Annotated in this window: 24 protein-coding genes; 15 read left to right on the plus strand and 9 right to left on the minus strand. The window is 68.5% G+C overall.

Annotated elements, in window-relative coordinates; all coding sequences use genetic code 11:
• Positions 1–20 precede the first annotated feature (20 nt).
• Complete coding sequence (locus tag ACTJKY_RS16720; protein ID WP_440847238.1) at positions 21–3,059, minus strand: TonB-dependent receptor domain-containing protein; 3,039 nt, start codon at positions 3,057–3,059, stop codon at positions 21–23.
• 611 nt (positions 3,060–3,670) lie between these two features.
• On the opposite strand from ACTJKY_RS16720, the gene ACTJKY_RS16725 reads away from it, so the two are divergent.
• The 3 genes from ACTJKY_RS16725 to trxB all read left to right on the plus strand — a co-directional run bounded on the left by ACTJKY_RS16725 (position 3,671) and on the right by trxB (position 6,241).
• On the plus strand, positions 3,671–4,909 hold the full coding sequence (locus tag ACTJKY_RS16725; protein WP_440847239.1) for an HD-GYP domain-containing protein: 1,239 nt from the start codon (positions 3,671–3,673) through the stop codon (positions 4,907–4,909).
• An 83-nt stretch (positions 4,910–4,992) separates the two neighbouring features.
• Complete coding sequence (locus ACTJKY_RS16730) at positions 4,993–5,130, plus strand: hypothetical protein (RefSeq protein WP_294253435.1); 138 nt, start codon at positions 4,993–4,995, stop codon at positions 5,128–5,130.
• Between the two features lie 139 nt (positions 5,131–5,269).
• On the plus strand, positions 5,270–6,241 hold the full coding sequence (gene trxB / locus ACTJKY_RS16735; protein WP_440847240.1) for a thioredoxin-disulfide reductase: 972 nt from the start codon (positions 5,270–5,272) through the stop codon (positions 6,239–6,241).
• A 7-nt stretch (positions 6,242–6,248) separates the two neighbouring features.
• Here the strand turns inward: trxB and ACTJKY_RS16740 are convergent, their stop codons facing one another.
• From ACTJKY_RS16740 to ACTJKY_RS16750, 3 genes are read right to left on the minus strand one after another with little or no spacing between them, the layout of a single operon-like run.
• Positions 6,249–6,995 (minus strand): serine aminopeptidase domain-containing protein, encoded by a 747-nt coding sequence (locus ACTJKY_RS16740; RefSeq protein ID WP_440847241.1) that lies wholly within the window; start codon positions 6,993–6,995, stop codon positions 6,249–6,251.
• Positions 6,983–7,624, minus strand: a complete 642-nt coding sequence (locus ACTJKY_RS16745; protein ID WP_440847242.1) for a hypothetical protein — start codon at positions 7,622–7,624, stop codon at positions 6,983–6,985. Before ACTJKY_RS16745 ends, ACTJKY_RS16740 begins: the two co-directional genes overlap by 13 nt.
• On the minus strand, positions 7,621–7,878 hold the full coding sequence (locus tag ACTJKY_RS16750) for an acyl carrier protein (protein ID WP_294253445.1): 258 nt from the start codon (positions 7,876–7,878) through the stop codon (positions 7,621–7,623). Before ACTJKY_RS16750 ends, ACTJKY_RS16745 begins: the two co-directional genes overlap by 4 nt.
• 87 nt (positions 7,879–7,965) lie before the next feature.
• On the opposite strand from ACTJKY_RS16750, the gene ACTJKY_RS16755 reads away from it, so the two are divergent.
• The 11 genes from ACTJKY_RS16755 (at position 7,966) to ACTJKY_RS16805 (ending at position 21,524) form a co-directional block, all read left to right on the plus strand.
• Positions 7,966–9,453 carry an acyl-CoA ligase (AMP-forming), exosortase A system-associated gene (locus ACTJKY_RS16755; protein WP_440847243.1) on the plus strand — a complete coding sequence of 496 codons (1,488 nt, stop codon included), beginning with the start codon at positions 7,966–7,968 and terminating at the stop codon, positions 9,451–9,453.
• Positions 9,450–10,661, plus strand: coding sequence for a pyridoxal-dependent decarboxylase, exosortase A system-associated (locus ACTJKY_RS16760; protein WP_440847244.1), 1,212 nt, complete (start codon positions 9,450–9,452; stop codon positions 10,659–10,661). Before ACTJKY_RS16755 ends, ACTJKY_RS16760 begins: the two co-directional genes overlap by 4 nt.
• A 138-nt stretch (positions 10,662–10,799) precedes the next feature.
• On the plus strand, positions 10,800–11,396 hold the full coding sequence (locus tag ACTJKY_RS16765; RefSeq protein WP_440847301.1) for an XrtA/PEP-CTERM system exopolysaccharide export protein: 597 nt from the start codon (positions 10,800–10,802) through the stop codon (positions 11,394–11,396).
• Positions 11,396–12,916 carry an XrtA system polysaccharide chain length determinant gene (locus ACTJKY_RS16770; RefSeq protein ID WP_440847245.1) on the plus strand — a complete coding sequence of 507 codons (1,521 nt, stop codon included), beginning with the start codon at positions 11,396–11,398 and terminating at the stop codon, positions 12,914–12,916. The genes ACTJKY_RS16765 and ACTJKY_RS16770 overlap by 1 nt, the downstream gene beginning before the upstream one ends.
• Positions 12,917–12,919: 3 nt before the next feature.
• Positions 12,920–13,774, plus strand: a complete 855-nt coding sequence (locus tag ACTJKY_RS16775) for an AAA family ATPase (RefSeq protein WP_440847246.1) — start codon at positions 12,920–12,922, stop codon at positions 13,772–13,774.
• Positions 13,771–15,357, plus strand: a complete 1,587-nt coding sequence (locus ACTJKY_RS16780) for a hypothetical protein (protein WP_440847247.1) — start codon at positions 13,771–13,773, stop codon at positions 15,355–15,357. The genes ACTJKY_RS16775 and ACTJKY_RS16780 overlap by 4 nt, the downstream gene beginning before the upstream one ends.
• Before the next feature lie 12 nt (positions 15,358–15,369).
• Positions 15,370–16,434: an AAA family ATPase gene (locus ACTJKY_RS16785; protein ID WP_440847248.1), complete on the plus strand. Its 1,065-nt coding sequence runs from the start codon at positions 15,370–15,372 to the stop codon at positions 16,432–16,434.
• A 3-nt stretch (positions 16,435–16,437) separates the two neighbouring features.
• Positions 16,438–17,283, plus strand: coding sequence for an XrtA system polysaccharide deacetylase (locus ACTJKY_RS16790; protein WP_440847249.1), 846 nt, complete (start codon positions 16,438–16,440; stop codon positions 17,281–17,283).
• The gene (locus ACTJKY_RS16795) at positions 17,280–18,332 is read left to right on the plus strand and encodes a FemAB family XrtA/PEP-CTERM system-associated protein (protein ID WP_440847250.1); all 1,053 of its coding nucleotides are present in this window, start codon (positions 17,280–17,282) and stop codon (positions 18,330–18,332) included. The genes ACTJKY_RS16790 and ACTJKY_RS16795 overlap by 4 nt, the downstream gene beginning before the upstream one ends.
• Positions 18,332–19,516 (plus strand): TIGR03087 family PEP-CTERM/XrtA system glycosyltransferase, encoded by a 1,185-nt coding sequence (locus ACTJKY_RS16800; RefSeq protein ID WP_440847251.1) that lies wholly within the window; start codon positions 18,332–18,334, stop codon positions 19,514–19,516. The genes ACTJKY_RS16795 and ACTJKY_RS16800 overlap by 1 nt, the downstream gene beginning before the upstream one ends.
• A 115-nt stretch (positions 19,517–19,631) precedes the next feature.
• Complete coding sequence (locus tag ACTJKY_RS16805) at positions 19,632–21,524, plus strand: XrtA/PEP-CTERM system amidotransferase (protein ID WP_440847252.1); 1,893 nt, start codon at positions 19,632–19,634, stop codon at positions 21,522–21,524.
• Position 21,525: 1 nt separating this feature from the next.
• On the opposite strand, the gene ACTJKY_RS16810 is transcribed toward ACTJKY_RS16805, so the two are convergent.
• Both ACTJKY_RS16810 and ACTJKY_RS16815 read right to left on the minus strand, forming a co-directional pair.
• Positions 21,526–22,329: a fructosamine kinase family protein gene (locus ACTJKY_RS16810; protein ID WP_440847253.1), complete on the minus strand. Its 804-nt coding sequence runs from the start codon at positions 22,327–22,329 to the stop codon at positions 21,526–21,528.
• Positions 22,330–22,341: 12 nt separating this feature from the next.
• The gene (locus ACTJKY_RS16815) at positions 22,342–22,620 is read right to left on the minus strand and encodes a metal/formaldehyde-sensitive transcriptional repressor (protein ID WP_121077683.1); all 279 of its coding nucleotides are present in this window, start codon (positions 22,618–22,620) and stop codon (positions 22,342–22,344) included.
• A 97-nt stretch (positions 22,621–22,717) separates the two neighbouring features.
• Between ACTJKY_RS16815 and ACTJKY_RS16820 the strand changes: the two genes are divergently transcribed.
• A complete protein-coding gene (locus ACTJKY_RS16820) occupies positions 22,718–24,043 on the plus strand; it encodes a carbohydrate porin (RefSeq protein WP_440847254.1) in 1,326 nt (441 codons plus the stop codon).
• A 7-nt stretch (positions 24,044–24,050) separates the two neighbouring features.
• Here the strand turns inward: ACTJKY_RS16820 and ACTJKY_RS16825 are convergent, their stop codons facing one another.
• Genes ACTJKY_RS16825 through ACTJKY_RS16835 form a run of 3 tightly spaced genes read right to left on the minus strand, consistent with a single transcriptional unit; the run spans position 24,051 to position 26,860 of the window.
• Positions 24,051–24,815 (minus strand): phosphoadenylyl-sulfate reductase, encoded by a 765-nt coding sequence (locus ACTJKY_RS16825; RefSeq protein ID WP_440847255.1) that lies wholly within the window; start codon positions 24,813–24,815, stop codon positions 24,051–24,053.
• A complete protein-coding gene (locus ACTJKY_RS16830; protein WP_440847256.1) occupies positions 24,808–25,233 on the minus strand; it encodes a DUF934 domain-containing protein in 426 nt (141 codons plus the stop codon). The genes ACTJKY_RS16825 and ACTJKY_RS16830 overlap by 8 nt, the downstream gene beginning before the upstream one ends.
• On the minus strand, positions 25,226–26,860 hold the full coding sequence (locus tag ACTJKY_RS16835; protein WP_440847257.1) for a nitrite/sulfite reductase: 1,635 nt from the start codon (positions 26,858–26,860) through the stop codon (positions 25,226–25,228). The genes ACTJKY_RS16830 and ACTJKY_RS16835 overlap by 8 nt, the downstream gene beginning before the upstream one ends.
• Positions 26,861–26,862 lie beyond the last annotated feature (2 nt).

Consider the following 26,862-nt stretch of genomic DNA (forward strand, 5'->3'; position numbering starts at 1 on the left):
CAATGATCAGCTACGTGCGATCAGAACTTGAAGTTCGCGCCGGCGCTGAAGTTGCGGCCGACGAGGCCGGCATAGTGCCAGCTGCTCAGATAGTTCGGATTGCTGGCATAGGCACCCGATGCAAGCGGGGAGCGTGCATTGGTGACGTTCTGGACGTTGACGAAGAAGCGGAACTGGTCGTTCACCTGCACCGCGGCGTTGAGGTCCGCATAGATGAACGGACGGATGTAGCACTGGTTGCTCTTGTCGCTGCCCTTGACGATCGCCGCCTTGGTGTTGGCGCAGGACAGATCGATCACGCCGTCGACCGGGGTGATCGTATCGGCCGCCACCTGCTTGATCCGGCCGACATAATAGGTCGTTGCCGTGAGCGAGAACTTGCCGAATTCGACCGAGTTCTGCCAGTTGCCGCGGATGCGCGGCGTGCCACCGCCCGACGACAGGTTGTACGGCCCGAGCGTGCCCGCATATTTCTGCACCACGCCCGCCGGCGTGACGAGATCGAGGCGCAGCACCCGCGTGACGTCGACGCGGCTGAGCAGGCGCACGCTATCGGTTACGCGCAGGTCGACACTCGCCTGCATATCGAGGCCCGAGCTTACCTGATAGTTGGCGTTGACGTAGGGCACGTCGAGCACCAGCAGGCGGGGCAGGGCGTTCGGGTTGTTCGGATCGACACCGTCGACGACCTTGCACTGGTAGCCTGCGCCCACCGCGGCCACCGCCGCGCAGCCTGCCGTCGCGTTGCTCTGGCGATAATAGGCGTCGATCGCCGCGGCCTGCAGCGGGCCGCTGACGATCAGGTGCGACTTTTTGATGTTGTAATAGTCGACCGTCATGTTGAACCAGCGGGTCGGCTTCAGCATCGTGCCCACGGTGATGCTGCGCGAGACTTCCGGCAGAATGTCCGGGTTGCCCTTGGAACCGGCACCGATGCTGTAGCTGCCCGAATAGGCGGCGTTGCCCGGATGTGCAGCGACGAAGCTGGCCGGCGGCGTGAAGGTGGTGAAGCCCGAATAGCTGCTCGCCGGGTTATATTCGGCGAAGGTCGGTGCGCGGAAACCCTGCGAGTAGGTGGCGCGGAACGAGACCTGCTCGATCGGGCTGAACTTCGCGCCGACCTTGGGCGAGAAGTGGCTATAGCCCTGCGAATAGTGATCGTAGCGGCCCGACACGTTGAGATCGAGCGTGCGCGTGAACGGCGCGTCGATTTCGAAGAAGCCCGCGGTCACCGTCTGACGGCCCTGGGCGGACGAGGTGGTCAGCGCGTAATAGGCGAGGTCCGCATTCTGGTTGCGGTTCATCAGCGTTTCGCGACGGATCTGGAAACCGCCGCCGATGTTGAGCGTGCCGCCCGGCAGCTCCATCAGCGACTTGATCAGCGAGCCGCCGATCGTCGCGACCGTCGAATAGGACGGCGTGGTGCGATCCGGCGAGATCTGGTTGCGCACCGCAGCGGTGTTCTGCTCCGGATTGACGAAGTTGTAGGACCCCGTGTTGATCGCGTTCAGCAGGCCCTGGACGTTGATGAAGCCATGCTGCGTCACGCTGAAATTGTCGCGGGCATAGACGCCGTTCAGACGGAACTTGAAGCCATCGCCGAGGTCGCCCGAGATGCCCGCCGAGGTGCGGAACACGTCGACATAGCGGAAGCTGCCCGCGGGAATGTCGCCAAACAGATAATAAATGCGCGCGGCATTCTGCGTGGGATCAGCGCCCTGAACGGCATAGGGGTTGTTCGGGTTCAGCCGGCGATCGGGTGCGGTGGCACAGTTCACGCCCGAGGCGCAGACGTAGAACGGCAGCACGATGCCCGGGTTGCTCGAAGCGATCGAGGCGGAGCCGCCGAATGGCTGGGTCTGGCGGATGCCAGACGGCGCGCCGGTGATGGTGACTTCGGAATGCGAATAGCTGCCGGTGGCGAACGCTTCCCAGTTATCGGCCAGGCGGACGCTCAGGCGGCCGGTGGCCGAATAGCGCTGTTGCTTCGGCTGGATGATGTAATATTCGTCCGGGATGTTGTGCGCGCAGCCGGTGCCCTGGGCGTCCTTCGTGTTCACGGTGAAGGTGCCGAAGGGGCAGCTGTTGGGGTTGAGCAGCTGGTACTGGTTCGTCGGCTGCCCGACCTGGCCCGCAAGCGGATTGTTGAGATCGGTCTGCGCCACGCGGGTCACGACCGCCTGGGGATTGGCCTGGGTCAGCGAATCGTCGTTGCGGTTGCGATCGTCGAGGCCGCTCGGGCGAAGGTCCAGCGTATTGAAGGGGTAGCCGCGCGAGTGGTTGGTGATGAACCCGTCATAGGTATATTCACCGTTCAGATAGAAATTCCAGCCCTGCTCGCGATAGTCGCCCACGCCGCCGGTCATCGTCGCGCGGTAGTGGGAGCCGTCGCCATGGCCGGTCGTGCCGCCCTGTACCGAGCCTTCCAGGCCCTTGAACTGCTTCTTGCTGATCAGGTTGACCACGCCGCCGATCGCGTCCGCGCCATAGGTGGAGGACGCGCCGTCCTTCAGCACTTCGATCCGATCGACGATGCTGAACGGGATCGAGTTCAGGTCGACATAGGCATTGTGGCCGTCGTCGTTGAGCGGGAAGTTGGCCGAGCGGAGGCCGTCGATCAGCACCACGGTCGACGAAACGCCGAGCCCGCGCAGCGACACGGCAGCGCCGCCGGCCGAGAAGCCGTTGCGGAAGCCGGTCGAGATCGAGCCGGCGCTGTCGGCGGAGACCGAGCGGATCGCGTCCTGCGCGGTGGTGATGTTCGCCCGCTGCAGCGTCGCTGCGCTGAGCACGGTTACCGGCGAGATCGAGCTGGCGTTCGAATCGCGGAACAGCGTGCCGGTAACGACGATCGGTGCCTGGTCGGCGGGCGGGGACTGGTCCTGCGCATCGGTAGCGGCAGGCGCCTGCGATGCTTCCACGGCGCTGACGGCGGCGTCGTTCGCGGCGACGGGAGCGGCGGTCTGCGCATGCGCCGGAGCGGCGATCGCCGTCAGCAGCGCTGCGGTAGAAATACCATATCGCAGGTTGAGAAAACGCGCCGAATCCAACAAAATCATGAAGCTGTTCCCTTTTTGCGCAGCGGCGACTTTGCGTCGCTTCCAACCAGGCCCCGGACCTGACGCTGCGAGGGCGCCCGCTATCATCGGCGAAGTTAAGGAGGGTTTAAAAATACTGCTTCGGAGACAATGACTTATTATTGTCATTGAAAGTGGATGTGCAGCGGATTTTGATGGATGGAGCTGCCTATTGGGCGCCGTTGGTGAAGAATTCGTCAACGGCGTGAAGGCCGTGTCCATCCGGTCTCTCCCGATGCTTGCATTGGCAGAGGCGCGTTGGTGGGTTTTTCTGAGGTCTGCTTCTCAAGCCATGAAAAAAGGGGCTTTCGATCGCCAGAGGCCGCGCGCTATTGTGGCCGGGTGCCGACCATTGGTGGTTCTGGAGGCGATGGCTTGGGCGTGGACCGACGGCGGTTCTGCGCTGCCCTTTATCGATCCGGCCGTGGGGCGGGCGGTGCGCGTTAGCATTGGGCTAACGATATCTGGACATCGACGCTTAGCGGATCGCCGCATAGCCTGTGGCAACCATAAGTCTTCAGGAGGCTTGGTAACGTGTCGGGGGATTCGCGCCCGTTCAGGGCGCTCGGTTGGGGTAATGCGGGTGGCGCGCGATGGCCGCGCTGAAGACGATTCCGTCCGCGGCTGTTCGGATCGGGATGTTCATCCGCGGCTTCGAAGGATCCTGGTGGAAGCATCCCTTCTGGCGAACCCGCTTCCTGCTTACCGATCTCGACGATCTGAAGAAACTCCGGGCTTTCCCGGGCGGCGTGATCATCGATGTCGCACGGTCGCAAGACGGTGCGAATGATCCCGAGCTCTCCGACGACAAGGGCAATGTGGAGGCCGCTGCCGCCTTGGTGGCCGGACGCGCCAAGCCGCCGATCAGCGCACCCGCGGCACTCAGCTTTCCCGCCCACCAGGCGGCGGCTGCGGCGCTGGTGGCGGGCGCGCTGGACACCGTCCGCGATACCTTTGACGATGTCCGGCTGGGGCGCGCCGTCGCGCACGGCAGGGTTGCGGCGCTGGTCGACGACATCGCCGGCCAGCTCGATCGCAACGCCTCGGCGCTGCTGCGGGTGCTGCAGCTCAAGAGCAAGCACCAATATACCTATCTCCATTCGGTGGCTGTCTGCACCCTGATGGTCAATCTCGCCCGCCACCTGGAAATGGATGCGGAGGCGGTCCGCATCCTCGGCCTTGCCGGGCTGCTCCACGATGTCGGCAAGGTGGCGATTCCCGATGCCGTGCTCGACAAGCCGGGTCGCCTGTCGGCCGAGGAATTTGCGCTGGTTCGCACCCATCCCGAGGAAGGCGTAGCGCTGCTTCGGCAGGATGAAACCATGCCGCCGCTGGCCGTGGAGGTGTGTCTCCACCATCACGAGCGTTGGGACGGCAACGGCTATCCGCACGGGCTGAAGGCCGACAATATCAGCCTACCGGCGCGGATGGGGGCGATCTGCGACGTCTATGACGCGCTCACCTCGCACCGCGCTTATAAGGAAGCCTGGCTTCCCGCGCGGGCGCTAGGTGCGATGTGGAGCTGGGACGGGCATTTCGATCGCGAACTGCTGTTCCAGTTCATGCGCAGCATCGCCCTCTATCCGCCGGGCATGCTGTTGCGGCTCGCCTCGGACCGGCTGGCGCTGGTGCTCGACAATGGCGGCCGCGCGACGCGGACGCGGCTGCTGGTCTTCCATTCCTTCGCAGAGAATGTCGCGCTCACCCCGACGATGCTGATACTGGTCGGGGAAGCGCCGGAGGACAGGGTGATCGGATTTATCCGCCCGGAAGATGCACCGTCACCGATTCCATCGCTGGACTTGTACCCGGCGCTCACGGTAACAAATTAGGCATAATACCGGAACGGCACGCGATTCCGGATCGTCTATAACGACGAACAGGAAGAGGGTCGCTTGAACGGAGTCGCCGTATAATGCGTGCATTACATGAATTGCCGCCGGAGCAGGTCGAAGGCCGGGGTGTCGATCCCGCCGCATCGCGCAGCCTGCTGATCATGGCGATGGGCAGCGTGCTGTTCTGGGCCAGCGTCGCCGTGTGGATTCTCCGCTAACGGCGGGCAACTTCGCCTTGGTGCCGTAACAGCTTTTCCGTTGCGGCACGGCGTTGCAGATGTGTCCCGCGACGCCATGTTGCTTCCGACGATGCCCTGTCTCTAGAAGCGGCATCGAAGATTCGTCGGAAAGCAGACCATGACCGCCACCCATTCTACCCGCATGTTGATCCTGGGCTCGGGCCCCGCTGGCCTCTCGGCCGCCATTTACGGCGCGCGCGCGGGCCTCGCTCCCATCGTCGTCCAGGGCATCCAGCCCGGCGGCCAGCTGATGACCACCACCGATGTCGAGAATTATCCCGGCTTCCGTGAGGTCATCCAGGGCCCGTGGCTGATGCAGGAGATGCAGGCCCAGGCCGAGCATGTCGGCGCGCAGATGATGTGGGACACGATCGTCGAGATCGACGTCAGCCAGCGCCCGTTCCGCCTCATCGGCGACGGCGGCACCGTCTATACCGGTGACACGCTGGTGATCGCCACCGGCGCGCAGGCGCGCTGGCTGGGCCTTGATTCGGAAGAGCTGCTTAAGGGCAAGGGCGTCAGCGCCTGCGCGACTTGCGACGGCTTCTTCTTCCGCGGCAAGAAGGTGGCGGTGATCGGCGGCGGCAACACCGCGGTCGAGGAAGCGCTGTACCTCACCAACCACAGCCATGACGTGACGCTGATCCACCGCCGCGATTCGCTGCGTGCCGAGAAGATCCTCCAGCAGCGCCTGTTCGCCAACGAGCGGATCACCATGGCCTGGAACAAGGAAGTCGTACGCTTCATCGGCGGCGGCCAGCCCGAGGGTCTGGTCGGCATCGAGCTCAAGGACACGGCGACCGGCGAGCTTTCGACGCTCGAGGTCGATGGCGGTTTTGTCGCGATTGGTCACCACCCGGCGACCGAGCTGTTCCGCGGCCATATCGCGCTCGACGACGATGGCTATATCCAGGTCGAGAAGGGCACGACCAACACCAGCGTGCCGGGCGTGTTCGCCTGCGGCGACGTGATGGACAAGCACTATCGCCAGGCGATTACCGCCGCGGGCACCGGCTGCATGGCCGCGCTCGACGCCGAGCGCTTTCTCGCCGCGGCCGATTTCGAGACGGTGGCGCAGGCCGCCGAGTAACGAAAGGTCAGGGCGCTTGCTGCTCAGCGAGCGCCTCGATCACGCGCTCGTAGAGCCAGGCCTTGTCGGCAGTGCCGGCAAAGACGTGGCTGGCGGTATCGAACTGCTTGCGGCGGACGCGCGTGCCGGCGGCGGCGGAGGCCGGCTTGTGCAGGAATTCCGCAAAGTCTGCGGCGATCTTGTCGCGGGTGGCGAGCAGCACGGTCATCGGCACTTCCGCCGCGGTGAACGCCGCGGCGAGGTCGCCGGCCAGGCTGCGATGCGTTTCCGTCGGGCGTGCCGCCACGCGGCCGATCATCTGCCGCATCCAGCCGCGCCTCGCTTCCCCCTCTTCAGGCGCTTCCGGCGGGGGCATGGGGGCGGTGACCACCGGGTTGGCGAGCAGCAGCGCATCGATCCTCGCCTGGGCGTGGAACAGCGCCAGCGCGGTGGCCGCGTCGCCATTGCCGAACGCGACGACGCGGCGCAGCTTCGCCTCGCGCCGGAAGATGCTGGCGGCGGCGATGATGTCCGGCGCGCTCTCCATGAAACCCTGGTTGGTGCCGGCCGAATCGCCTACACCGCGGCGGTCGAAACGGAACACCGGATAGCCGGCCGCGGCGATGCGGTGCGCCAGTTGCGACATGCTGCGATGCGGCCCGCCGCGAATCTCGTTGCCGCCCGAGACGATCAGCAGTCCGGTAGCGCCCGACGCGCTGTCCAGCGTGCCGACCAGCATCTCCCCAAGGCAGGGGAAGCCGATCAGGCTTCGCACAGGCGCACCCAGGCGGCGAGATCGTCGGCGAGCAGCGCGGCGAGCGCGAGGTCGTTGTCCGGCGTCGGTTCGCGCCACAGCGCGCGGCCGGGGACGAGACGGTCGGCCGGGCGGGTATCGCCTTCCAGCCGCAGCGTGCGCGCCGGCTCGACATGGCAGTCCGGTAGCTCTTCCAGGAAGGTGTCGGGCAGGCGGTGGCCGCCATAGCCGGGCGCGTCGCCAGTGCGGTGGAGGCGGCGCAGCGCCCGCAAAAGGGCGTCGCCGGGCTGCGGCGCGAAATGCCAGCGGTGGCGGATGACGACGCTGCCGTCGAGCAGCGCACCGCTGCGAAGCGCCATCGAGTAGGCACGGCCGCCCGCCGTCCGCGCCGCTGCCGCAAAGCCGGCCCGCAGGTCCGAAAGGGCGAGACGTTCGCTCGGGATCAGGCTCTCGCCGGTGCCCGGAAGCTCGGGCAGCACGCCCGCGATGCCGTGATGGTCCGCCAGCGACCGCAAGATCGTCGCGGCGAATCCGCGCATGCGGTTCGCCTCCTCGAACAGCGGCAACGCCGCGATGACGACGGGGCCGCTGCCGGGACCGAAGCGTACCATCGCTTCGCGGCCGCCTGCCCAGTCATAGGGTTCGATCACCCCAATACCTTTTGCGCGGCGAAGCGGGTGAGCGTGCCGAAGCTCTCCAGCATCTCGCCGTCGACCTCGTCGTCCTCGATCAGGATGCCGAGGCGATCCTCGATCTCGGTCAGCACGCCAGCGACGGCAAGCGAATCCAGCTCGGGCAGGGCGCCGAACAGCGGCGTGGTCTCGTCGAACGCGGCAACGCGATCGTCGCTCAACCCCAGCACGTCGCGCAGCACGCCGCGGACGGTGGTTTCGATGTCGAGCATGGCTTCAGGCCGCAATGGGGTTCCCCTGCAAGAAATTTGCGCTTCCGTAAGGCTTGGCGGCGGCGCTGCCAAGACTATGGGTGGTGCATGATCGCGCTCGATCCCGCCCCGCATCTTATAGACGCGCTGCCGCTCCGTGGCGCGCCGGACGCCGTTGCTTTGGAAGACAAGGCTGGCACGCTGACCTATGCTGAACTCGAGGCGGCGGTGGGCAGCATGGCGCATGCGCTGGCCGCGCACGGCCTTGCTGCGGGCGAGCGGGTGGCTAGCTGGCTGCCCAAGACGCGCGCGGCGTGTGTGCTGCCGCTGGCCGGGCCGCGCGCCGGCCTCGTCCATGTGCCGATCAACCCCGCTCTCAAGCGCGCGCAGGTTGCGCATATCCTCGCAGACAGCGGGGCGCGGCTGCTGGTGACGCAGAAGGCGCGGCTCGCCGCACTGGAGCCGGGGGACGTGCCCGCCGACTGCCGGATCGTCACCGAGGAGGAAATAGCCGGCTCCGATCGGCTGCCGCCCGCGAGCGGCGACCCCGATGCACTGGCGGCGATTCTCTACACCTCGGGTTCGACCGGGCGACCCAAGGGGGTGATGCTCAGCCACGCCAATCTCTGGCTCGGGGCGGTCAGCGTCGCGCATTATCTCAAGATCGCGCCCGAGGATCGCGTGCTGGGCGTGCTGCCGCTGAGCTTCGACTATGGCCAGAACCAGCTCTTCTCGACCTGGGCGGCAGGCGCGCGGGTGGTGCCGCTCGACTATCTGACGGCGCGCGACGTGGTGAAGGCGGTGACGCGGTTCGGCATCACTACGTTAGCCGGCGTGCCGCCGCTCTGGGTGCAGCTGCTCGAGACCGAATGGCCAGCGGAAACGGCGGCGATGCTCAAGCGGCTGACCAACTCGGGCGGGGCGCTCACCCGGCCGCTGGTGCAGGGGCTGCGCAGCCGCTTTCCGGGCGCCGACCTCTACCCGATGTACGGCCTCACCGAGGCATTCCGCTCGACCTATCTCGATCCGGCGCTGGTCGACACGCACCCGGACTCGATCGGCCGCGCCGTTCCCTTCGCCGAAATCCTGATCGTCGATGTCGAAGGGCAGCGGGCCAGACAAGGCGAGCTCGTCCATGCCGGGCCGCTGGTCGCCAAGGGCTATTGGCACGATCCCGAGCGGACCGCGCTGCGTTTCCGTCCTGCACCGGCCTTCGCCGAGCACCAGGGCATGGCGGTATGGTCGGGCGACACGGTCGCGGAGGACGCCGAGGGGCTGCTCCGCTTCGTCGGCCGCGACGACGAAATGATCAAATCCTCCGGCAACCGCATCAGCCCAACCGAGATCGAGGAGGCTGTGGTCGCCGGCGGCGAGACCAGCGAGGCGGTGGCGTTCGGCATCCCCGATCCCCGGCTCGGCCAGGCGATCCTCGTCGTCGCGCGCGGCGACGGCAGCCGGGAGGACGAACTGCGCGCGCGGTTGCGGCGGGAGCTTCCCAGCTTCCAGCAGCCTGCCCGCTATGTCTGGCGGGAGAGCCTGCCGCGCAACGCCAATGGCAAGCTCGACCGGTCCGGGCTGAAGACGGAGATCCTATGAACGCCAAGCCCACCGGGCCCATTCCAGCCGACTATGCCGGGCAGCCGGTGCTGCAGGTCGCCGGCCGCAGCGCCGCCGACTGGGCGTCGGCCGGTACGCCGCTCTATCTGTATGACGCAGGCGCAGTGCAGGCGCGGATCGCCCGCTTCCGCGCGGCGATGCCGGAGCGGGTAGCGCTGCACTATGCGATCAAGGCCAATCCGTTTCCGCCGCTGATCGCCGCCATCGCCCCCCAGGTCGACGGGATCGACGTCGCCTCCGCAGGCGAGATGGACAAGGCGCTGGCGGTGATGGACGCCTCGGCGATCAGCTTCGCCGGACCCGGCAAGCGCGACGCGGAGCTGGAAGCGGCGATCTGCGCGGGGGTGACGCTCAACCTGGAATCGGAGGGCGAGGCCGAGCGCGCGCTGGCGATCGGCGATCGGCTCGGCATCACGCCGCGGCTGGCGGTGCGGGTGAACCCCGATTTCGAGCTGCGTGGCTCCGGCATGAAGATGGGCGGCCGTGCCTCGCCCTTCGGGATCGACGCCGCACGGGTGCCCGCACTCGTCCGGCGGCTGATCGCGGCCGGCGCCGACTGGCGCGGCTTCCACATCTATGCCGGCTCGCAGGCGCTTTCGGCCGAGGCGGTGATCGAGACACAGGCCGCGACGATCGGTCTCGCCGCGCGCCTGGCGGACGAAGCGGGGGCGCTGCCGCCGTTGATCAATCTCGGCGGCGGCTTCGGCATCCCCTATTTCCCCGGCGACGTGTCGCTCGACGTCGAGGCGGTGGGGGCAGCGCTGGCGGGCGAACTGGACCGGCTCGATACGCAGTACGCAATCGAACTCGGCCGCTGGCTGGTCGGCGAGGCGGGGATCTATCTCGCCCCGGTTATCGACCGCAAGGAAAGCCAGGGGGAGACCTTTCTCGTCGTGGACGGCGGGCTCCACCATCATCTCGCCGCGACCGGCAATTTCGGCACCGTCGTGCGCCGCAACTATCCCGTCGCCGTTGCCCACCGAATGCTGGATGCGCCCGAGGAGGTGGTGACCGTGGTCGGCCCGCTCTGCACCCCGCTGGACCGGCTGGCTGACCGTGTCGCGCTACCGCGAGCAGAGGTGGGCGACCTCATCGCGATCTTCGCCTCGGGGGCCTATGGCGCCAGCGCCAGCCCGCAGGCCTTCCTCGGCCACCCGCCGGTTCGCGAGGTTCTGGCAGGAGTCTGACGCCTAACGCTAAATTTACGCGTCCTGCGCCATAGCTCGCCGTCCGGCACGGGTGCGCGACACGCCGCCTCGCTGCCGCTTGGAGGCACGGCAATGGCGGTTTCGTTCGGGATGAAAGCGGCGGCGACGCTGGCGCTGATGGCGCAGCTATCGGCGTGCGGCGGCGGTGGACCGCGTCCCGAGCTGCCCGCGGCGGGCTTCGTCGGCGCCAAGGAAGCCCCGAGCGATGAATATGTCATTGGCCCGCTCGACCAGCTCAACATCTTCGTCTGGCGCAATCCCGAGATCTCGACCAAGGTGCAGGTGCGCCCCGACGGCCGCATCACCACCCCGCTGATCAACGACATGCCGGCGGTGGGCAAGACGCCCGCGATGCTCGCCGACGACCTGAAGCTCGCGCTCAGCGAGTATATCAAGGACCCGATCGTCTCGGTGATCGTCGAGAATTTCTCAGGCACGTTCAACCAGCAGATCCGGGTGGTGGGGGCCACCGAGAAGCCGGCCTCGCTGCCGTACCGCGCCAACATGTCGATCCTCGACGCGATGATCGCGGTGGGCGGTCTCAACGAATTCGCCGCGGGTAACCGCGCCCGGCTGGTGCGCTATGATCCGCAGACCGGCAAGCAGCGCGAATTCAAGCTGCGCCTCGCCGATCTTCTCAAGAATGGCGACACTTCGGCCAATGTCCGGCTGGAGCCGGGCGACGTGATCATCATCCCGCAGAGCATGTTCTGATGGGCGGCCTGTTCGACGAGGTCCGCAGCGCGATCCACGCGGTTTGGATGCGCCGCACGCTGGCGCTGGCGATCGCCTGGGCGGTCTGCGTGGTCGGCTGGGTGGCGGTGTCGCGCATCCCCGACAGCTACGAATCCAAGGCCCGCATACTCGTCGAGCTGCGCCAGATGCTGCCGAACGATGGCGGCGTCGCGGCTGCCGGCCAGCAGCAGGACATCGATCGCATCCGCCAGACGCTGACCAGTTCGGTGAACCTCGAAAAGGTCGTCCGCGGTACCGACCTCGCCAAGACGATCACCAAGCCCGCGGATCTCGGCGCGCGCATCGCCGGGCTGCAAAAGGCGATCAAGCTCACCGCCCAGCAGGACAATCTGTTCGAGATTGCGGTGACGGGCGCCGATCCGGCGATCTGCCGCCAGGTGGTGGAAAAGCTGATCGCGCTGTTTCGCGACAACAATCTCGCCGACAGCCGCGACGAGAGCAGCCAGTCGCTCGCCTTTCTCGACCAGCAGCTCGCAGAGCGCCAGCAGGCGTTGCAGGCAGCCGAGGCCAAGCGCGCCGAATTCCAGTCGCGCTTCCTGGGCAGCCTGCCAGGCACCGGTTCGCTCGACGACCGGATCGGCGCGGCGCAGCAGCAGATCCAGCAGATCGAAAGCGATCTCGCCGCGGCGCAGAGCGGCCTCAGCGCGGTCAATGCGCAGATGGCTGGCACGCCGGCTAATGTTGCGGGGCAGGGCGGGGTTCCCATCGGTGCCGGACCAGCACGCGCCCGTCTAGCGGATCTGCAGGCGCAGCTCTCGGACGCCCGCGCGCGCGGCTTCACCGAGGCGCATCCTGACGTTGTCGCGCTTAAGCGGCAGATCGCCGGGGCGCAAGCCGCCGCGGCGCGCGAGCCTACCAGCGGGGGGACCGGGGGCAGCTTCGCCAATCCACTCTATCTCAGCCTGCGTTCGATGCAGGCCGACAAGGCCGCGCAGGTCGCCGCCCTCAGCCAGCGCCGCGCGCAGATCCAGGGCGATCTCGCCGCGCTCAGCGCCAAGCTCACCCAGGCGCCGCAGGCAGCCTCCGAACAGGGCCAGATCGACCGCGACTATCAGGTGCTCAAAGACCAGTATGCCAAGCTGCTCGCCGATCGCGAGCAGCTGCGGATCAGCAGCCAGGCACAGAGCCAGACCGATGCGGTGAAGTTCAGCGTCATCGACCCGCCGACCCAACCGCGCAGCCCCAGCTCGCCCAACCGGCCGATGCTGATCACCGCGGTGCTGGTCGCCGGGCCGGGTGCGGGCGTGGCGGCGGCGTTCCTGCTCTCCAAGCTGCGGACGACTTTCGACACCGCGAGCCGGCTCGAACGCGCCAGCGGCATGCCGGTGATCGGCTCGATCGGCGAGGTGGTCACGCCCCGCCAGCGGGCGCGGCGCCGCAAGCAGCTCCAGCATTTCCTCGGCGGCGTCGCAGGCTTGGGCGCTGCCTATGCCGCGATCCTGCTGGTCGGCATGCTCCACCACGCTGCGGGGGCCTGAGCAATGAACGAGCATAGCCCCAAGCGCTTCACCGGCTCGTTGATCCAGCGCGCGATCGCGATGATGCCAGCGCTTCCGGCGGAGGCGGCGTCTGCCCGAGTGCAGGCGGCGGCCCCCGTACAGGATCGTCCGATCGTGCCGGTCGATCGCGCCCGGCTTGCCGCCGCCGGCATGCTGGTGCCCGGAGGCCCGATCACCCCGCTCGCCGAGGAGTTCCGCATGGTGAAGCGGCAGCTGCTGCTCACCGCGCGCGGCGTCGCCGGCGTCAATGCCGATCGCGCCCGGATGATCCTGGTCTGTTCGGCCCAGCCCGACGAGGGCAAGACCTTCTGCGCGATCAACCTCGCGCTTTCGATGTCGGCCGAGAAGGATGTCGAGATCCTGCTGGTCGACGCCGATTTCGCCAAGCCCGACGTCTCCAAGCGGCTCGGCATGGGCGAGGGGCCTGGGCTGCTCGACGCGCTGGCCGGCCAGATCGATGTCGAGGCCTGCATCGTCGATACCGATGTGCCGCAGCTAGCGATCCTGCCCGCCGGCACCCGCAGCGTCAGCGACACCGAGCTGCTGGCGAGCGACGGCGCGCGGGCGATGCTCGATCGACTGGCGGCCGCCAATCCGCGCCGCATCGTGATCTTCGATTCGCCGCCCGCCCTGGCTGCATCGCCCGCCTCGGTGCTGGCGCTGCATGTCGGCCAGACGATGATGGTGGTTCGCGCCGATCGCACCAGCGAGGAGGACCTGCGCGCCGCCGTCGCCGCGCTCGACGGGTGCGAGCATATCCAGCTCGTCCTCAATGCGGTGTCGTTCCAGCCTTCGGGCCGGCGCTTCGGCAGCTATTACGCGCAGGCCGGGCGGTGATCCGCGGCGCGATCGTGCTGGCCGTCTGCGCCGCCGCGATTGTGCCCGCGGCCGCCCAGCGCCGCGCCACCGTCACGCCCTATCTCGAGGTGAGCCAGGTCGCCACCGCCGAGCTCAACGGCGGCGAGACGCTGACCTATTCGCAGCTCGGCGCCGGGCTCGACGGCAGCATCCGCACCCGCCGCGTGCAGGTGCAGGTGAGCTACCAATATCAGCACCGTTTCACCGAAAAGGGCAGCCTGCAGTCGGGCGACAGTCATAACGGTCTCGCCCAGGCGCGGATCGCGGTCGCCCGCGGGCTGACGCTGGAGGCCGGCGCCGTCGCCACGCGGACCCGCACCGATGCACGCGGCGATGCACTGACCGGCAATACCGCCACTGCCCGCAACCTCAGCCAGCTCTATTCGGGCTATCTCGGCCCCAAGCTCGATACCCATGCCGGGCCGCTGTTCGTGCAGGGCGCCTATCGCTTCGGCTTCACCAAGGTGGATGACGGCGGCGCGACCGGCGTGGCATCGACGCTGCCGCAGGTCGATCGGTTCGATCAGTCTACGTCGCACGCGGTGAATGCCAGCATCGGCGCCAAGCCCGGCGCGGTGCTGCCGATCGGGCTGAGCGTCACCGGCGGGCTGGTGCGCGAGAATGCCAGCCAGCTCGACCAGCGCTTTGCCAGCAGTTCGGGGCGCGGCGACGCGATTGCGCCGATCAGCCGCACGGTCGCGCTGGTCGGCGGGGCGGGGTATGAGCAGATCACCGTGCGCCAGCGCGATCCGCTGCTTGGTGCCGGCGGCCAGCCGGTGGTGGATGGCGCCGGGCGCTATGTCACCGATCCTGCATCGCCCGTGCGGATCGCTTATGATTTCGAGGGCATGTTCTGGGACGGCGGCGTGCTCTGGCGGCCGAGCCAGCGGACCATGCTGGAGGTGCGGATCGGCCGACGCTACGGGGCGATGCGCTATACCGGCAGCTTCACCTTCCAGCGCAACAACGGCAGCGGCATCCAGGTCGCGGTCTACGATACCGTCGAGACCTATGGCCAGCAGGTCGGCGGAAGCCTTGCCGCGCTGCCGGTGGGTTTCGTCACCACCGCCGATCCGTTCGGCAATCAGGCCGGTGCCTGCATCTACGGGACCAGCGGCGCTACGGCAGGCGGGTGCATCGCCGGCGCCTTCTCCTCCGCGGCGACGGCGGCCTATCGCGGCCGCGGGATGACCGCCAATGCGGTGTGGAGCCGCGGCACCACTCGGCTCGGCGTCGGCGGCGGCTTCGCCCGACGCGACTTCCTCACCCCCGTCGCCGCGACCGCCGGTGGCGGCAGCTGGGACGAAAGCTTCTACGCCCAGGCCTTCGCCGCGCTCGCTGCCGGACGCGACAGGACGATCGGGCTCAACTTGCTCGCCAGCTATTATGACGGGGACACCCCCGGCAGCACCGCCGTGTTCGGTTGGGGCGCCAACACTGCCTATACCCGCCGCCTCGGGCGCCTCAGCGTCACGGCAACGGCGGGCCTCTACGGCTCGATGCGCGACGGGCCCGACCAGGCATCGGCACAGGCGCTGATCGGAGCGCGCTATGGTTTTTGAGAGACTGCACGCATGATGGACGATCATTACGGGCTGCGCGGCCGGCCGTTCCAGCTGACGCCCGATCCGCGCTTCTGGTTCGATACCGCGACCCATGGCAAGGCGATGGCCTATCTCGGCTATGGTCTCAGCCAGGGCGAGGGCTTCGTCGTCATCACCGGCGATCCGGGGGCGGGCAAGACCACCTTGCTCGGCCATCTGCTCGCCGAGCTCGACGGCGAACGGCTCAACGTGATCAAGATCGTCTCCACCCATCTGCGCGCCGACGACATGCTGCGGCTGGTGGCGCAGGGGCTCGGGCTGCCGGGGGACGACCTCTCCAAGGCGGCGCTGCTGCTGGCGATCGAGCGCGGGCTGCACGAGGTCGCCCGGGTCGGGCGCCGCACGCTGCTGGTGGTGGACGAGGCGCAGGCGCTGCCGGGCGAGAGCCTGGACGAGCTTCGCATGCTCTCCAACTTCCAGGCCGGCGGCTATCCGCTGCTCCAGATCTTCCTGCTCGGCCAGCCTGAGTTCCGCCTCGTGCTCCAGCAGCCCGCCTTCGAGCAGCTGCGCCAGCGGGTGATCGCCATGCACCATCTCGCGCCGATGGAGGTGGAGGAGGTCGAGGCCTATCTGATGCACCGGCTGATGCTGGTCGGCTGGAGCGGCCGTCCGCGCTTCACCGCCGATGCCCTGGCCGCGATGCACCGCTGGTCGGGTGGCATCCCCCGCCGGCTCAACCAGCTGGCGAGCCGGGTGCTGCTGTACGGCGCGGTCGAGCAGATCGAGAATTTCGGCGCGCCCGATGTCGCGGCGGTGATCGAAGATATCGAGCAAGAGGACGTGATCGAACCGGCGCCCGAGCCGGCACCGGAGCCCGCGCCGGTGCGCCCGGGTCGCGTCGCCGAACTGCGCGCGGTGCCGGAAGGCTCGGCCGAGACCCGCGCCCTCGAACGCCGCGTCGCCGAGCTGGAGGCGCAGGTCGCCTCGCAGTCCGACGCGCTGCGCCGCGTGCTCTCGCTGCTGGTCGACTGGGTGGAGAAGGACGAGGGCCGCAGCGGCATCGATCTCGACGCCCTGCGCGGCAGTGCTGCCTGAGCCATGGACGTGCGCAACGGGCTGTCGGTCGACGTCGAGGACTGGTTCCAGGTCGGTGCCTTCGAGACCACGATCGCGCGTGGCGACTGGGACCGGCTCGAGCGGCGCGTCGAGGCCAATACCGATCGCGTGCTGGCGCTGTTCGAAGCTGCGGGGGTGCAGGGTACCTTCTTCACGCTCGGCTGGGTGGCGGAGCGGCACCCGAAGCTGATCCGCCGCATCGCCGAGGCCGGGCACGAAGTCGCCAGCCATGGCTGGGACCATGCCCGCGTCTTCACGCTGACCCCCGACCAGTTCCGCGCCGACCTTTCCCGCGCCCGTGCCGTGCTGGAGGATGCCGCCGGCGTCGCGGTCAACGGCTATCGTGCGCCGAGCTTCTCGATCGACCGCCGCACCCCCTGGGCGCATGCGGTGCTGGCCGAGGCGGGCTATTGCTACTCGTCGAGCATCGCGCCGATCGCGCACGACCATTATGGCTGGCCGGACGCGCCACGAACGCCGTACCGGCCGCTGCCCGATGCGCGGCTGATCGAGCTGCCGATCACGATCGCGCGGGTGCTGGGGCGCGAGGTGACCGCGGGTGGCGGCTTCTTCCGGCTGCTGCCGCAGCGGGTGACCGACCGCGCCATCCGCGCCGCCAACGCGTGCGGCGAGGCGGCGATGTTCTACTTCCACCCGTGGGAGATCGATCCGCGCCAGCCGCGGGTTCGTGCTGCACCGCTCAAGTCGCGCCTGCGCCATTATGCCCGGCTGGGCGCGATGGAGGGCAAGCTCCGGACGCTGCTCGGGGCGCACGACTGGGGCCGGGTAGATGCGATCGCCGCACAGGCGGCGGAGCGGCTGGCGTGACCCTGTCCGTCCGCACCGCCGATCTGCACGATGGCACCGAGCGCAGGCGGCTGGCGGCCTGGGTGGATGCGCAGGCGGGCGGCACGCCGTTCCACCTCCCCGAATGGAGCATGGCCGTGGCGAAGGGCTGCCGCCAGCGCAGCCACTATCTGGTGGCGGAAGGGGCGGGTGGCCGGATTGCCGGCGTGCTGCCGCTCACCGCGATCGCCTCCCCGCTGTTCGGCCGGGCGCTGGTGTCCACCGGCTTCGGCGTGGGGGGCGGCATTCTTGCCGAGCCTGGTCCTGTGGTCATGGCGCTTGGCCAGGCGGCATGGCAACTCGCCGATCGTCTGCGGTGCCCCAGCGTCGATCTGCGCGGCGGGCCCTGTCCGGGGGAGGACTGGGTGCGCGACGACACGACCTATCTTGGCTTCGTCCGCAGGCTCGCGGCCGATGACGAGGCCGAACTGCTCGCGGTGCCGCGCAAGCAGCGCGCCGAACTGCGCAAGGCGCTCGCCGCGGAGCTGACGGTGGAGACGGGCGCGGATCGGGCCGCGCGGCGCGCCCATTACGCCGTCTATGCGGAAAGCGTCCGCAATCTCGGCACGCCGGTCTTCCCGGCGGCGCTGTTCGCGGCGGTGCTGGAAGCGTTTGGAGCGGAGGCGGATATCCTCACCATCCGACACGAGCGCCGCGCGGTGGCCAGCGTGCTCAGCCTCTATTGGCGCGGCACCGTCTATCCCTATTGGGGCGGCGGGACCGAGGCGGCGCGGGGGCTGCGCGCCAACGACCGGATGTATTTCGCGCTGATGGCGCATGCCCGCGCGCGCGGGTGCTCACGCTTCGATTTCGGACGCTCCAAGGTCGGCACCGGCGCCGCGGCGTTCAAGAAGAACTGGGGCTTCACGCCCGAGCCCTTGATCTATTTCTCCCGCCACGCCGAGGGCATGGCGCCGCGCAGCATCAACCCGCTCGACCCGAAGTACCGCCTGCAGATCGCCGCGTGGAAGCGGCTGCCACTCTGGGCGGCCAACCGCATCGGCCCGCTGCTGTCGCGCGGGCTCGGCTGATGGGCGACATCCTGTTCCTCGCGCATCGCATCCCCTTTCCGCCCGATCGCGGCGACAAGATCCGCGCCTATCACCTGCTGCGCCATCTCGCGCGGAACCACCGCGTCCACCTCGTCGCCTTCGCCGACGACCCTGAGGACCTGCGGCATCAGGACGGCCTGACGCCCTACACTGCAACGCGCACGATCGTCTGGCGGGACGCGCCGACCGTGTGGACAGGCGCACGCGCGCTGCTGCAGCACCGGCCGGTGTCGCTCGTCGCCTTCGCCGATCCCGCGGTGCGCCGCGCGGTGGATGCGTTGCTGGCGGCGGAGCCGATCGACACGATCTTCCTCTTCTCCAGCCAGATGGCGCAATATCTGCCGCCGCAGCCAAAGCAGCAAGTGATCATGGACTTTGTCGACATGGATTCGGCCAAGTTCGCCGCCTATGCCAAGGACGCGCGGGGGCCGATGGCCTTGGTGCACAAGCGCGAGGCGTCGCTGCTGCTTGCCCATGAGCGCCGCGTCGCCGGTGCGGCCGATGCCAGCCTGTTCGTCAGCGAGGCCGAAGCGGCGCTGTTCCGCACGCATACGAACGCCGACCGCGTGCACGCGATCGAGAACGGCATCGACACGGTCTTCTACGATCCCTCCGGCTGGTTCGAGACGATCGGCGGGAAGGGTCCGCTGCTCGTCTTCACCGGCCAGATGGATTACCGCCCGAACATCGAGGCGGTTACCTGGTTCGCCGACAAGGTGTTCCCCCGCATTCGGCGTGCGCACCCCGAGGCGCGTTTTGCGATCGTCGGCCGCGCGCCGACGCCCGCCGTGTACGCGCTCGCCGAGCGGCCGGGCGTCCTCGTCACCGGCACGGTGCCCGATGTGCGCGACTGGCTTGCCGCGGGGGCACTGGTGGTGGCGCCGCTGCAGCTGGCGCGCGGCATCCAGAACAAGGTGCTCGAAGGCATGGCGATGGCGCGGGCGGTAGTCGCCTCGCCGGCGGCCGCCGAGGGGATCGACCATGCCGGTACGCTCTGCGTCGCCGAGGGCGCGGATGCGTTCGGCGATGCGGTGCTGCGCCTCCTCGACGATCCTGATACCGCGACGGCCCTGGGTGCGTCCGCCCGCGCGCGGGTGATCGCCCGCTACAGCTGGGATGCGCGGCTGGCGCCGCTCGACGCGCTGCTCGCCGGATCGGCATGAGCGGGCGCACCGCCGGGGTGGCGCGGCGGCGTTCGGCTTGGTACCGCCCCGCCACGATGCGAAGGATGGACAGCAACAATCGGGTAGGGATCGGCAGCCGCGAGGGCCTGCGCTGATGTGCGGCATCGCCGGCCTCTTCTATCCCGGCCTTCCCAAGCCGATCGACCCCGCCCGCATCGTCGCGATGAGCGACGCGCAGGCGCATCGCGGTCCCGATGGCTCAGGCGTGTGGTGCGTGGCGGGGGTGGGGCTCGGCCATCGCCGGCTGGCGATCATCGACCTGGAAGGGGGCGTGCAGCCGATGGCGCTGCCCGACCAGAGCCTGGCCGTCACCTTCAACGGCGAGATCTATAATTTCCGCGAGGTCCGCGCCGAGCTGGAGGCGCTGGGCGCGCGCTTCATGACCGACAGCGACACCGAGGTGCTGCTCCACGGCTGGCGCGCCTGGGGGCCGGACCTGCTCGCCCGGCTGAACGGGATGTTCGCCTTCGCGCTCTACGACGCGGCCAGCCAGAGCCTGTTCCTCGCCCGCGACCGGTTCGGGGTGAAGCCGCTCCATTATGCCGAGCTGGCAGACGGCGCGATCGCCTTCGCCTCCGAGCTGAAGGGCCTGCTCGCGCATCCGCTGCTCCGCCGCGCTGCGGATTTCCGCGCGGTCGAGGATTATCTGGCGCTCGGCTATGTGCCGGATGACGCCAGCATCGTCGCGGGTGTGCAGAAGCTGCCCGCCGGGCATTTCCTGCTGCTCCAGCGCGGCCGCCCGGTGCCGCAGCCGGTGCGCTGGTGGGATATCGACTTCACCCGCCGCGCCACCGGCCGCCCCCGCGACCTCAAGGCCGAGCTGATCGAGCGGATGCGCACCGCCGTCCGCTCGCGGATGATCGCCGACGTGCCGCTGGGCGCGTTCTTGTCTGGCGGCGTCGACAGCTCGGCGGTGGTCGCGCTGATGGCCGAGCGCAGCAAGGCGGCGGTGAAGACGTGCACGATCGGCTTCGATGAGGCGGGCCTGGACGAAACCGCCCATGCGGCAAAGGTCTCGGCACGCTTCGCCACCAGCCACCGCACCCGCACTGTCGGTGCGGAAGATTACGGCCTGATCGACACGCTGGTCGCCGCCTTCGACGAGCCCTTCGCCGATGCCTCGGCGCTGCCGACCTACCGCGTCTGCCAGCTCGCCCGCGAGAGCGTGACCGTCGCCCTCTCCGGCGACGGGGCCGACGAGGCGCTGGCCGGATACCGCCGCCACCGCTTCTTCGCCGGCGAGGAGCGTGTCCGTGGCCTTCTGCCGCCGGACATGCGGGCGCGGGTGTTCGGGCGGCTGGGGGCGCTCTATCCCAAGGCCGATTGGGCACCGCGCCCGTTCCGCGCCAAGACGACCCTGCTCGCGCTCGCCGAGGACGGGGCCGAGGCCTATGCCAAGGCGGTCGGCGTCACCACGCCGGCCCTGCGCAACCAGCTCTACAGCGATACGGCACGGGCCGCGCTCGACGGCTATCGGGCCGAGATACGCTATGTCGAGACAATGCGGAACGCCCCTGCGCGCGACGCGCTCGACCGCGCCCAATATGCCGATATCCGCCACTGGCTGCCCGGCGACATCCTCACCAAGGTCGACCGCACCAGCATGGCGGTGGGGCTGGAGGCGCGCGAGCCGCTGCTCGATCACCGGCTGGTCGAGTTCGAGGCGAGCCTGCCGCCCTCGCTCCGCATCCGGGGCGGGCAGGGCAAGTGGCTGATGAAGAAGGCGCTGGAGCCTTGGCTGCCGCGCGAGATTCTCTACCGGCCCAAGATGGGCTTCGTCACCCCGATCAGCGCCTGGTTCCGGCACGCGCTGGCCGACGAGGCGGCGGCGCTAGCCCGCTCGCCGCTGCTGCTCCAGAGCGGCTGGTTCGAGCCGCGCACGATCACCCGGCTCGCCGAAGACCACCGCGCCGGCCGCGCCGAGCATGGCCGCACGCTATGGCAGCTGGTCATGCTGGAGCGCAGCCTCGCGCGGCTGTTCGGCTGAATTACTCGACCGCCGCCAGCGCCGCTTCCACCGCGCCGATATAGCTGCTGCCGAACAGCCGCAGATGCACGAGCAGCGGCCATAGCCGATAGATCGGCTGCCGCTCCTGCCATCCGGCCGCCAGCGCGAGCGCGTCGTAGAAGCGAGTGGGCGGCGCGTCGAACAGCGTGAGCATGGCGGCATCGACTTCGCGGTCGCCATGATAGCAGGCGGGATCGATCAGCGCGGTCACCCGGCCGCCGGAGGTCAGCACATTGCCGCCCCACAGGTCGCCGTGCAGCAGCGACGGCGCGGGGTGCATCGGCAGCAGGTTCGGGAGGCGATCCGCCAGCCGGTCCAGCCGGCGCGCGAGCGGCGCGGGGACGTGCGGCAGGTGGGTACGAAGCCGTCGCTCGGCCCAGAAGCTCGGCCAGTCATCGGTAGTACCGTTCGGGATGGCGACGCGGCCGAAGGCGTAATCGGCGGGCCAGCCATAGGCGCGGCCGGATGCCGCATGCAGGGTTTGCAGCACCGTGGCGAGACTGTCCCAGCTGGTGCCGAGATGCCCGTCATTCGGCATTTCCGCGATGAGCAGCAGGTCTTCGCCCACCGCGAGTACCGCCGGTGCCGGCGCACCTCTCGCGGCAATCGCGATCAGCATCTCGGCTTCTTCCGAAACCAGCGGCCCCTGCTTGGCGATCGCGCTACCGCCATTGGCGAGCCGCAACCGGTGGACCGCGGAAAGATCCCCGCCGGAGAGCGCCGCCGCACCCAGGACTGGCACTCCGAGCAGCGCGGCGGCACGATCGGCGAGGCTGGTCTGCATGCGGTGCTCCGATCAGGTGAGATAGCGGTGGACGATCGCGACCAGTTCCTCGGCCGCCTGTACCTTGGGATCGTCCGCGGCGGCGCCGGGTTCCAGCATGTGCTCGCGGATATGATCCTCGATCACTTCGGCGATGAAGCCGTCCAGCGCGCCGCGGCACGCGGTCGCCTGCTGCAGGACGCGCGCGCATTCGGTGTCCGCCTCGACCGCGCGCTCGATCGCCTCGACCTGCCCGCGCAATCTTTTCAGTCGGTTGAGCAGCTTCTGCTTCTCGCGCGCGACATGGCCCATTCTGCGTCGTTCCGTTCTACTTGCCTGATACCCCCCTAGGGTATACGGGCGCCCCCGTCGAGTCGGCGATCTCCGCCGGATTTCGGGGTGCACGTCCATGATCCACGCCTTCCCCAAGTCGGCCGCCGCCGCGGCCGCGCTGTTCTTCCTGCTGCCGGTTGCAGCCCAGGCGCAGGACACGGGCGACCCGCAGACCTTCGCGGTGCATGGCCAGGCGACGATGGTGGTGCAGGGCGTGGGCGGCTTCACCGATCCCTATCGCGGGCCCAACAGCCTGACGCCCAAGCAGGTGCGCGAGACGATCGACGTCACGCTCTATGCCGGGGTGCGGCCCTGGGAAGGCGGCGAGCTGTGGGTGAATCCGGAGATCGACCAGGGTTTCGGCCTGTCGAACACGCTCGGCGTGGCGGGCTTTCCCAGCGCCGAGGCGTACAAGGTCGGCAAGGACGAGCCCTATCTGCGGCTCCAGCGGCTGTTCTTCCGCCAGACGATCGGGTTGGGCGGGGAGACGAGCGCGGTGGCACCGGCGATGAACGTGCTGGGCGGCACCCAGACCGCCAATCGGCTGGTGCTGACGCTGGGCAAGTTCGGCGTCGGCGACGTGTTCGACACCAACCGCTACGCGCATGATCCGCGCGGCGACTTCCTCAACTGGTCGGCGGTCGATACCGGCAGCTTCGATTATGCCGCCGATGCCTGGGGCTATTCCACCGGCGTGGCTGCGGAGTGGTATCAAGGGGCGTGGACGCTGCGCGCCGGGCTGTTCAACCTCTCGAAGGTGCCCAATGGCGAGACGCTGGAGCGCGACTTCCGCCAGTATCAGGTCGATGTCGAGGTCGAGCATCGCCACATGCTCGGCGGCCAGCCCGGCGCGATCCGCGTGACTGCTTTCCGCAATCGCGGGCAGTTCGGGCGGTTCGACGACGCCCTGGCGCTCGGCGCGGCGCAGGGGCAGCCGGCGGACACCGCGCTGGTCCGCCAGCGCACCACGCGCATGGGTCTGGGGGTGAATGCGGAGCAGGCTGTAACGTCGACGCTGGGGCTGTTCGCCCGAGCGGGCTTCGCCGACGGATCGATCGAGCCCTATGACTTTACCGATATCGATCGCACCGCCCAACTCGGCGCGTCGCTGAACGGCGCCGGATGGGGGCGGGCGAACGACCGCGTCGGGCTGGTCGGCATCGTCAACGGCATCTCGCGCGAGCACCAGCGTTATCTCGATGCCGGAGGCGTGGGCGTGCTGGTCGGCGACGGCACGCTGCCCCACCCGGGCAGCGAGGCGGTCGCCGAGGCCTATTATGACTGGCAGCCGCGGAAGGGCTTCGACGTGACGCTCGATTATCAGTTCATCGCGAACCCGGGATATAATCGTGATCGGGGGCCGGCCAATATATTCGCCGTGCGGTTCCACGGCGGGTTCTGAGGCGGCGTCAGAATACCGGCTGGTTGGCGTCGTCGTCGCTCGTGGGCGTGTGGATGCCGCACTCGGTCTTGTCCCAGCCGCGCCAGCGCCCGGCGCGGGGGTCTTCGCCGGGCTTGACCCTGCTGGTGCAAGGTGCGCAGCCGATCGAGGGATAGCCCTGTGCGACCAGCGGGTGCACCGGCAGGTCGTGCGCGGCGAAATAGGTGTCGAGATCGGCCTTGGTCCAATCCGCCAGCGGATTGATCTTGAGCCGGTCGCCGTCGAGCTCGAACCGGGGCAGGGCGGCGCGGGTACTCGCCTGGAACGCCTTGCGCCCGGTGATCGTCGCGTCGATGCCGGCCAGGCCCGCCTCCAGCGGCAGCACCTTGCGGATTTCGCAGCAGCCGTCCGGATCGTAGGACCAGCGCAGCTCGGTGCCGTCGCGCTTGGCGAGCAGCTCGGGATCGGGCTGGAGGTTGCGGAAATCAGTGAGGCCTAGCCGCTCGACCAGCAGGTCGCGATAGGCGAGCGTCTCCGGGAAATGCTTGCCGGTATCGAGGAACAGCACCGGCACCGAACGGTCGACGCTGGCGACCAGATGCAGCAGCGCCGCCGATTCCGCACCGAAGGACGAGACGATCGCCGTCTCGCCGGTCAGCTTCTCGGCCAGCACCGTGCGCAGCATCTCCAGCGTCGGCACGCCGAGGAACCGGGTGTTGAGCCGCGTCGCATCCGCCTCGGTGAAGCGGGGCGTCACGTCGATCCGGTCGATCTGGCGCGCGGGTTCAGCCATGGCGCAGTTTCCAGACGGGCACGATCGTGTCGGCCGCCGGCTGGTAGCGGAAGTCGTAGCGGTTGAGCGCGGCTTCCAGCGTCGCCGCGTCGATCGGCGCATTGGGAGCGAAGCTGTCGAAGCCGCAGCGGCGCATCAGCGGGATCTGGTCGACCAGCACGTCGCCCTGCGCGCGCAGCTCGCCCTTGTACCCGGCCTCGCGCAGGATGCGGGCCGAGGAATAGCCGCGGCCGTCGCGGAAGCTGGGGAAGCTCACCTCGACCAGCGCGATGCGATCCAGATGCGGGAGGAGCGCCCGGGCATCCTCGCCGGCTTCGATCCGCACCGCAGTCGCGTTCGACTGGCCGAAGAAGCTGTCGAGGGTGACGGCCGGTTCGTCATGCGCCTCGTCGTCGCGGTAGCGCAGGAACTCAACCATAAATGGCCTCCTTGAACGGTGCCATGCCGATGCGGCGATAGGTGTCGACGAAGCGCTCGCCGGGTGTGCGCTCGCGGACATAGAGGTCGGTCGCGCGCTCGATCGCGTCGACTACGCCGTCCTCGCTGAAGCCGGGGCCGGTGATGTCGGCGAGGCTCACATCCTCTGCGCCCGAGCCGCCGAGCAGCAGCTGGTAATTCTCGGTACCTTTCCGGTCGACGCCGAGGATGCCGATATGGCCCGCATGGTGGTGGCCGCAGGCATTGATGCAGCCCGAGATCTTGAGCTTGAGCTCGCCCAGGTCGCGCTGGCGGGCGGGATCGGCGAAGCGTTCGCTGATCTTCTGCGCGAGCGGGATCGAGCGGGCATTGGCAAGGCTGCAATAATCCAGGCCCGGGCAAGCGATGATGTCGCTGATCAGGTCGAGATTGGCCTCGGCCAGCCCCGCCTCGCGCAGCGCGGTCCACATCGCGTAGAGATCGGCCTTGCGGACGTGCGGCAGCACGATGTTCTGGGCATGGGTGACGCGCAGCTCGTCGAAGCTGTAGCGTTCGGCGAGATCGGCCATCACGTCGATCTGGTCGGCCGAGGCGTCGCCCGGGATGCCGCCGATCGGCTTGAGGCTGATCGTGACCACGGCATAGCCCGGCGCCTGGTGGGCGTGGACATTCTGGTCGAGCCAGACGGTAAAATCGGGATCGCTGCGGTCGACCGTGTCGGGCGCGTCGGCCTCGAACGCCGGCGGCGCGAAATAGGCGGCGATGCGATCGAACTCGGCCTGGGGCGGATCGATGCCCAGTGCCTTTACCGCCTGGAACTCTTCCTCGACCTGACGAGCATATTCCTCGGCGCCCAGGGCATGGATGAGGATCTTGATCCGCGCCTTGTAGATATTGTCGCGCCGGCCGTGGCGATTGTAGACGCGCAGGCACGCTTCCAGATAGCTGACGAAGTCCGCGAAGGGCACGAACTCCTTGATGAGCGAGGCGATCATCGGCGTGCGGCCCATGCCGCCGCCGGCATAGATGCGCGCGCCGAGCGCGCCCGCGTCGTTCCGCACGATCTGTATGCCGATGTCGTGCAGCCGCATCGCCGCGCGATCGGTGTCGCTGGCGATCACCGCAATCTTGAACTTGCGCGGCAGGTAGCTGAATTCGGGGTGGAAGGTGCTCCACTGGCGGAGCAGCTCGGCCCAGGGGCGGGGATCGGTGATCTCGTCGGCGGCGGCACCGGCAAACTGGTCCGAGCTGATATTGCGGATGCAGTTACCGCTGGTCTGGATGGCATGCATCTCCACCGTCGCCAGCTCGGCGAGGATGTCGGGTGCGTCCTCCAGCTTGATCCAGTTGTACTGGAGGTTCTGGCGGGTGGTGAAATGGCCATAGCCGCGATCGTACTTGCGGGCGATGTGCGCCAGCAGGTGCATCTGCCGGCCGTTGAGCGTGCCATAGGGCACCGCGACGCGCAGCATATAGGCGTGCAGCTGCAGATAGAGCCCGTTCATCAGCCGCAGCGGCTTGAACTGGTCCTCGGTCATGTGCCCGGCAAGGCGGCGCTGGACCTGGTCGCGGAATTCCTCGACGCGCGCGGCGACGATCGAGGCGTCATATTCGTCGTACTTGTACATGG

It is taken from the genome of Sphingomonas sp. 22176 (assembly GCF_052045505.1).
Taxonomy (GTDB): domain Bacteria; phylum Pseudomonadota; class Alphaproteobacteria; order Sphingomonadales; family Sphingomonadaceae; genus Sphingomonas.

Bases quoted from the DNA above. Each gene is read 5' to 3' on its own strand.
- ACTJKY_RS16810 (WP_440847253.1), bottom strand. From the start codon at position 22,329: ATGCAGACCAGCCTCGCCGATCGTGCCGCCGCGCTGCTCGGAGTGCCA.
- ACTJKY_RS16835 (WP_440847257.1), bottom strand. From the start codon at position 26,860: ATGTACAAGTACGACGAATATGACGCCTCGATCGTCGCCGCGCGCGTC.
- ACTJKY_RS16815 (WP_121077683.1), bottom strand. From the start codon at position 22,620: ATGGGCCATGTCGCGCGCGAGAAGCAGAAGCTGCTCAACCGACTGAAA.
- ACTJKY_RS16755 (WP_440847243.1), top strand. From the start codon at position 7,966: ATGATCGCGCTCGATCCCGCCCCGCATCTTATAGACGCGCTGCCGCTC.
- ACTJKY_RS16770 (WP_440847245.1), top strand. From the start codon at position 11,396: ATGGGCGGCCTGTTCGACGAGGTCCGCAGCGCGATCCACGCGGTTTGG.
- ACTJKY_RS16750 (WP_294253445.1), bottom strand. From the start codon at position 7,878: ATGCTCGACATCGAAACCACCGTCCGCGGCGTGCTGCGCGACGTGCTG.
- ACTJKY_RS16805 (WP_440847252.1), top strand. From the start codon at position 19,632: ATGTGCGGCATCGCCGGCCTCTTCTATCCCGGCCTTCCCAAGCCGATC.
- ACTJKY_RS16720 (WP_440847238.1), bottom strand. From the start codon at position 3,059: ATGATTTTGTTGGATTCGGCGCGTTTTCTCAACCTGCGATATGGTATT.
- ACTJKY_RS16725 (WP_440847239.1), top strand. From the start codon at position 3,671: ATGGCCGCGCTGAAGACGATTCCGTCCGCGGCTGTTCGGATCGGGATG.
- ACTJKY_RS16765 (WP_440847301.1), top strand. From the start codon at position 10,800: ATGGCGCAGCTATCGGCGTGCGGCGGCGGTGGACCGCGTCCCGAGCTG.
- ACTJKY_RS16775 (WP_440847246.1), top strand. From the start codon at position 12,920: ATGAACGAGCATAGCCCCAAGCGCTTCACCGGCTCGTTGATCCAGCGC.
- ACTJKY_RS16785 (WP_440847248.1), top strand. From the start codon at position 15,370: ATGATGGACGATCATTACGGGCTGCGCGGCCGGCCGTTCCAGCTGACG.
- ACTJKY_RS16830 (WP_440847256.1), bottom strand. From the start codon at position 25,233: ATGGTTGAGTTCCTGCGCTACCGCGACGACGAGGCGCATGACGAACCG.
- ACTJKY_RS16790 (WP_440847249.1), top strand. From the start codon at position 16,438: ATGGACGTGCGCAACGGGCTGTCGGTCGACGTCGAGGACTGGTTCCAG.
- ACTJKY_RS16820 (WP_440847254.1), top strand. From the start codon at position 22,718: ATGATCCACGCCTTCCCCAAGTCGGCCGCCGCCGCGGCCGCGCTGTTC.
- ACTJKY_RS16825 (WP_440847255.1), bottom strand. From the start codon at position 24,815: ATGGCTGAACCCGCGCGCCAGATCGACCGGATCGACGTGACGCCCCGC.
- ACTJKY_RS16760 (WP_440847244.1), top strand. From the start codon at position 9,450: ATGAACGCCAAGCCCACCGGGCCCATTCCAGCCGACTATGCCGGGCAG.
- ACTJKY_RS16800 (WP_440847251.1), top strand. From the start codon at position 18,332: ATGGGCGACATCCTGTTCCTCGCGCATCGCATCCCCTTTCCGCCCGAT.
- ACTJKY_RS16730 (WP_294253435.1), top strand. From the start codon at position 4,993: ATGCGTGCATTACATGAATTGCCGCCGGAGCAGGTCGAAGGCCGGGGT.
- trxB (WP_440847240.1), top strand. From the start codon at position 5,270: ATGACCGCCACCCATTCTACCCGCATGTTGATCCTGGGCTCGGGCCCC.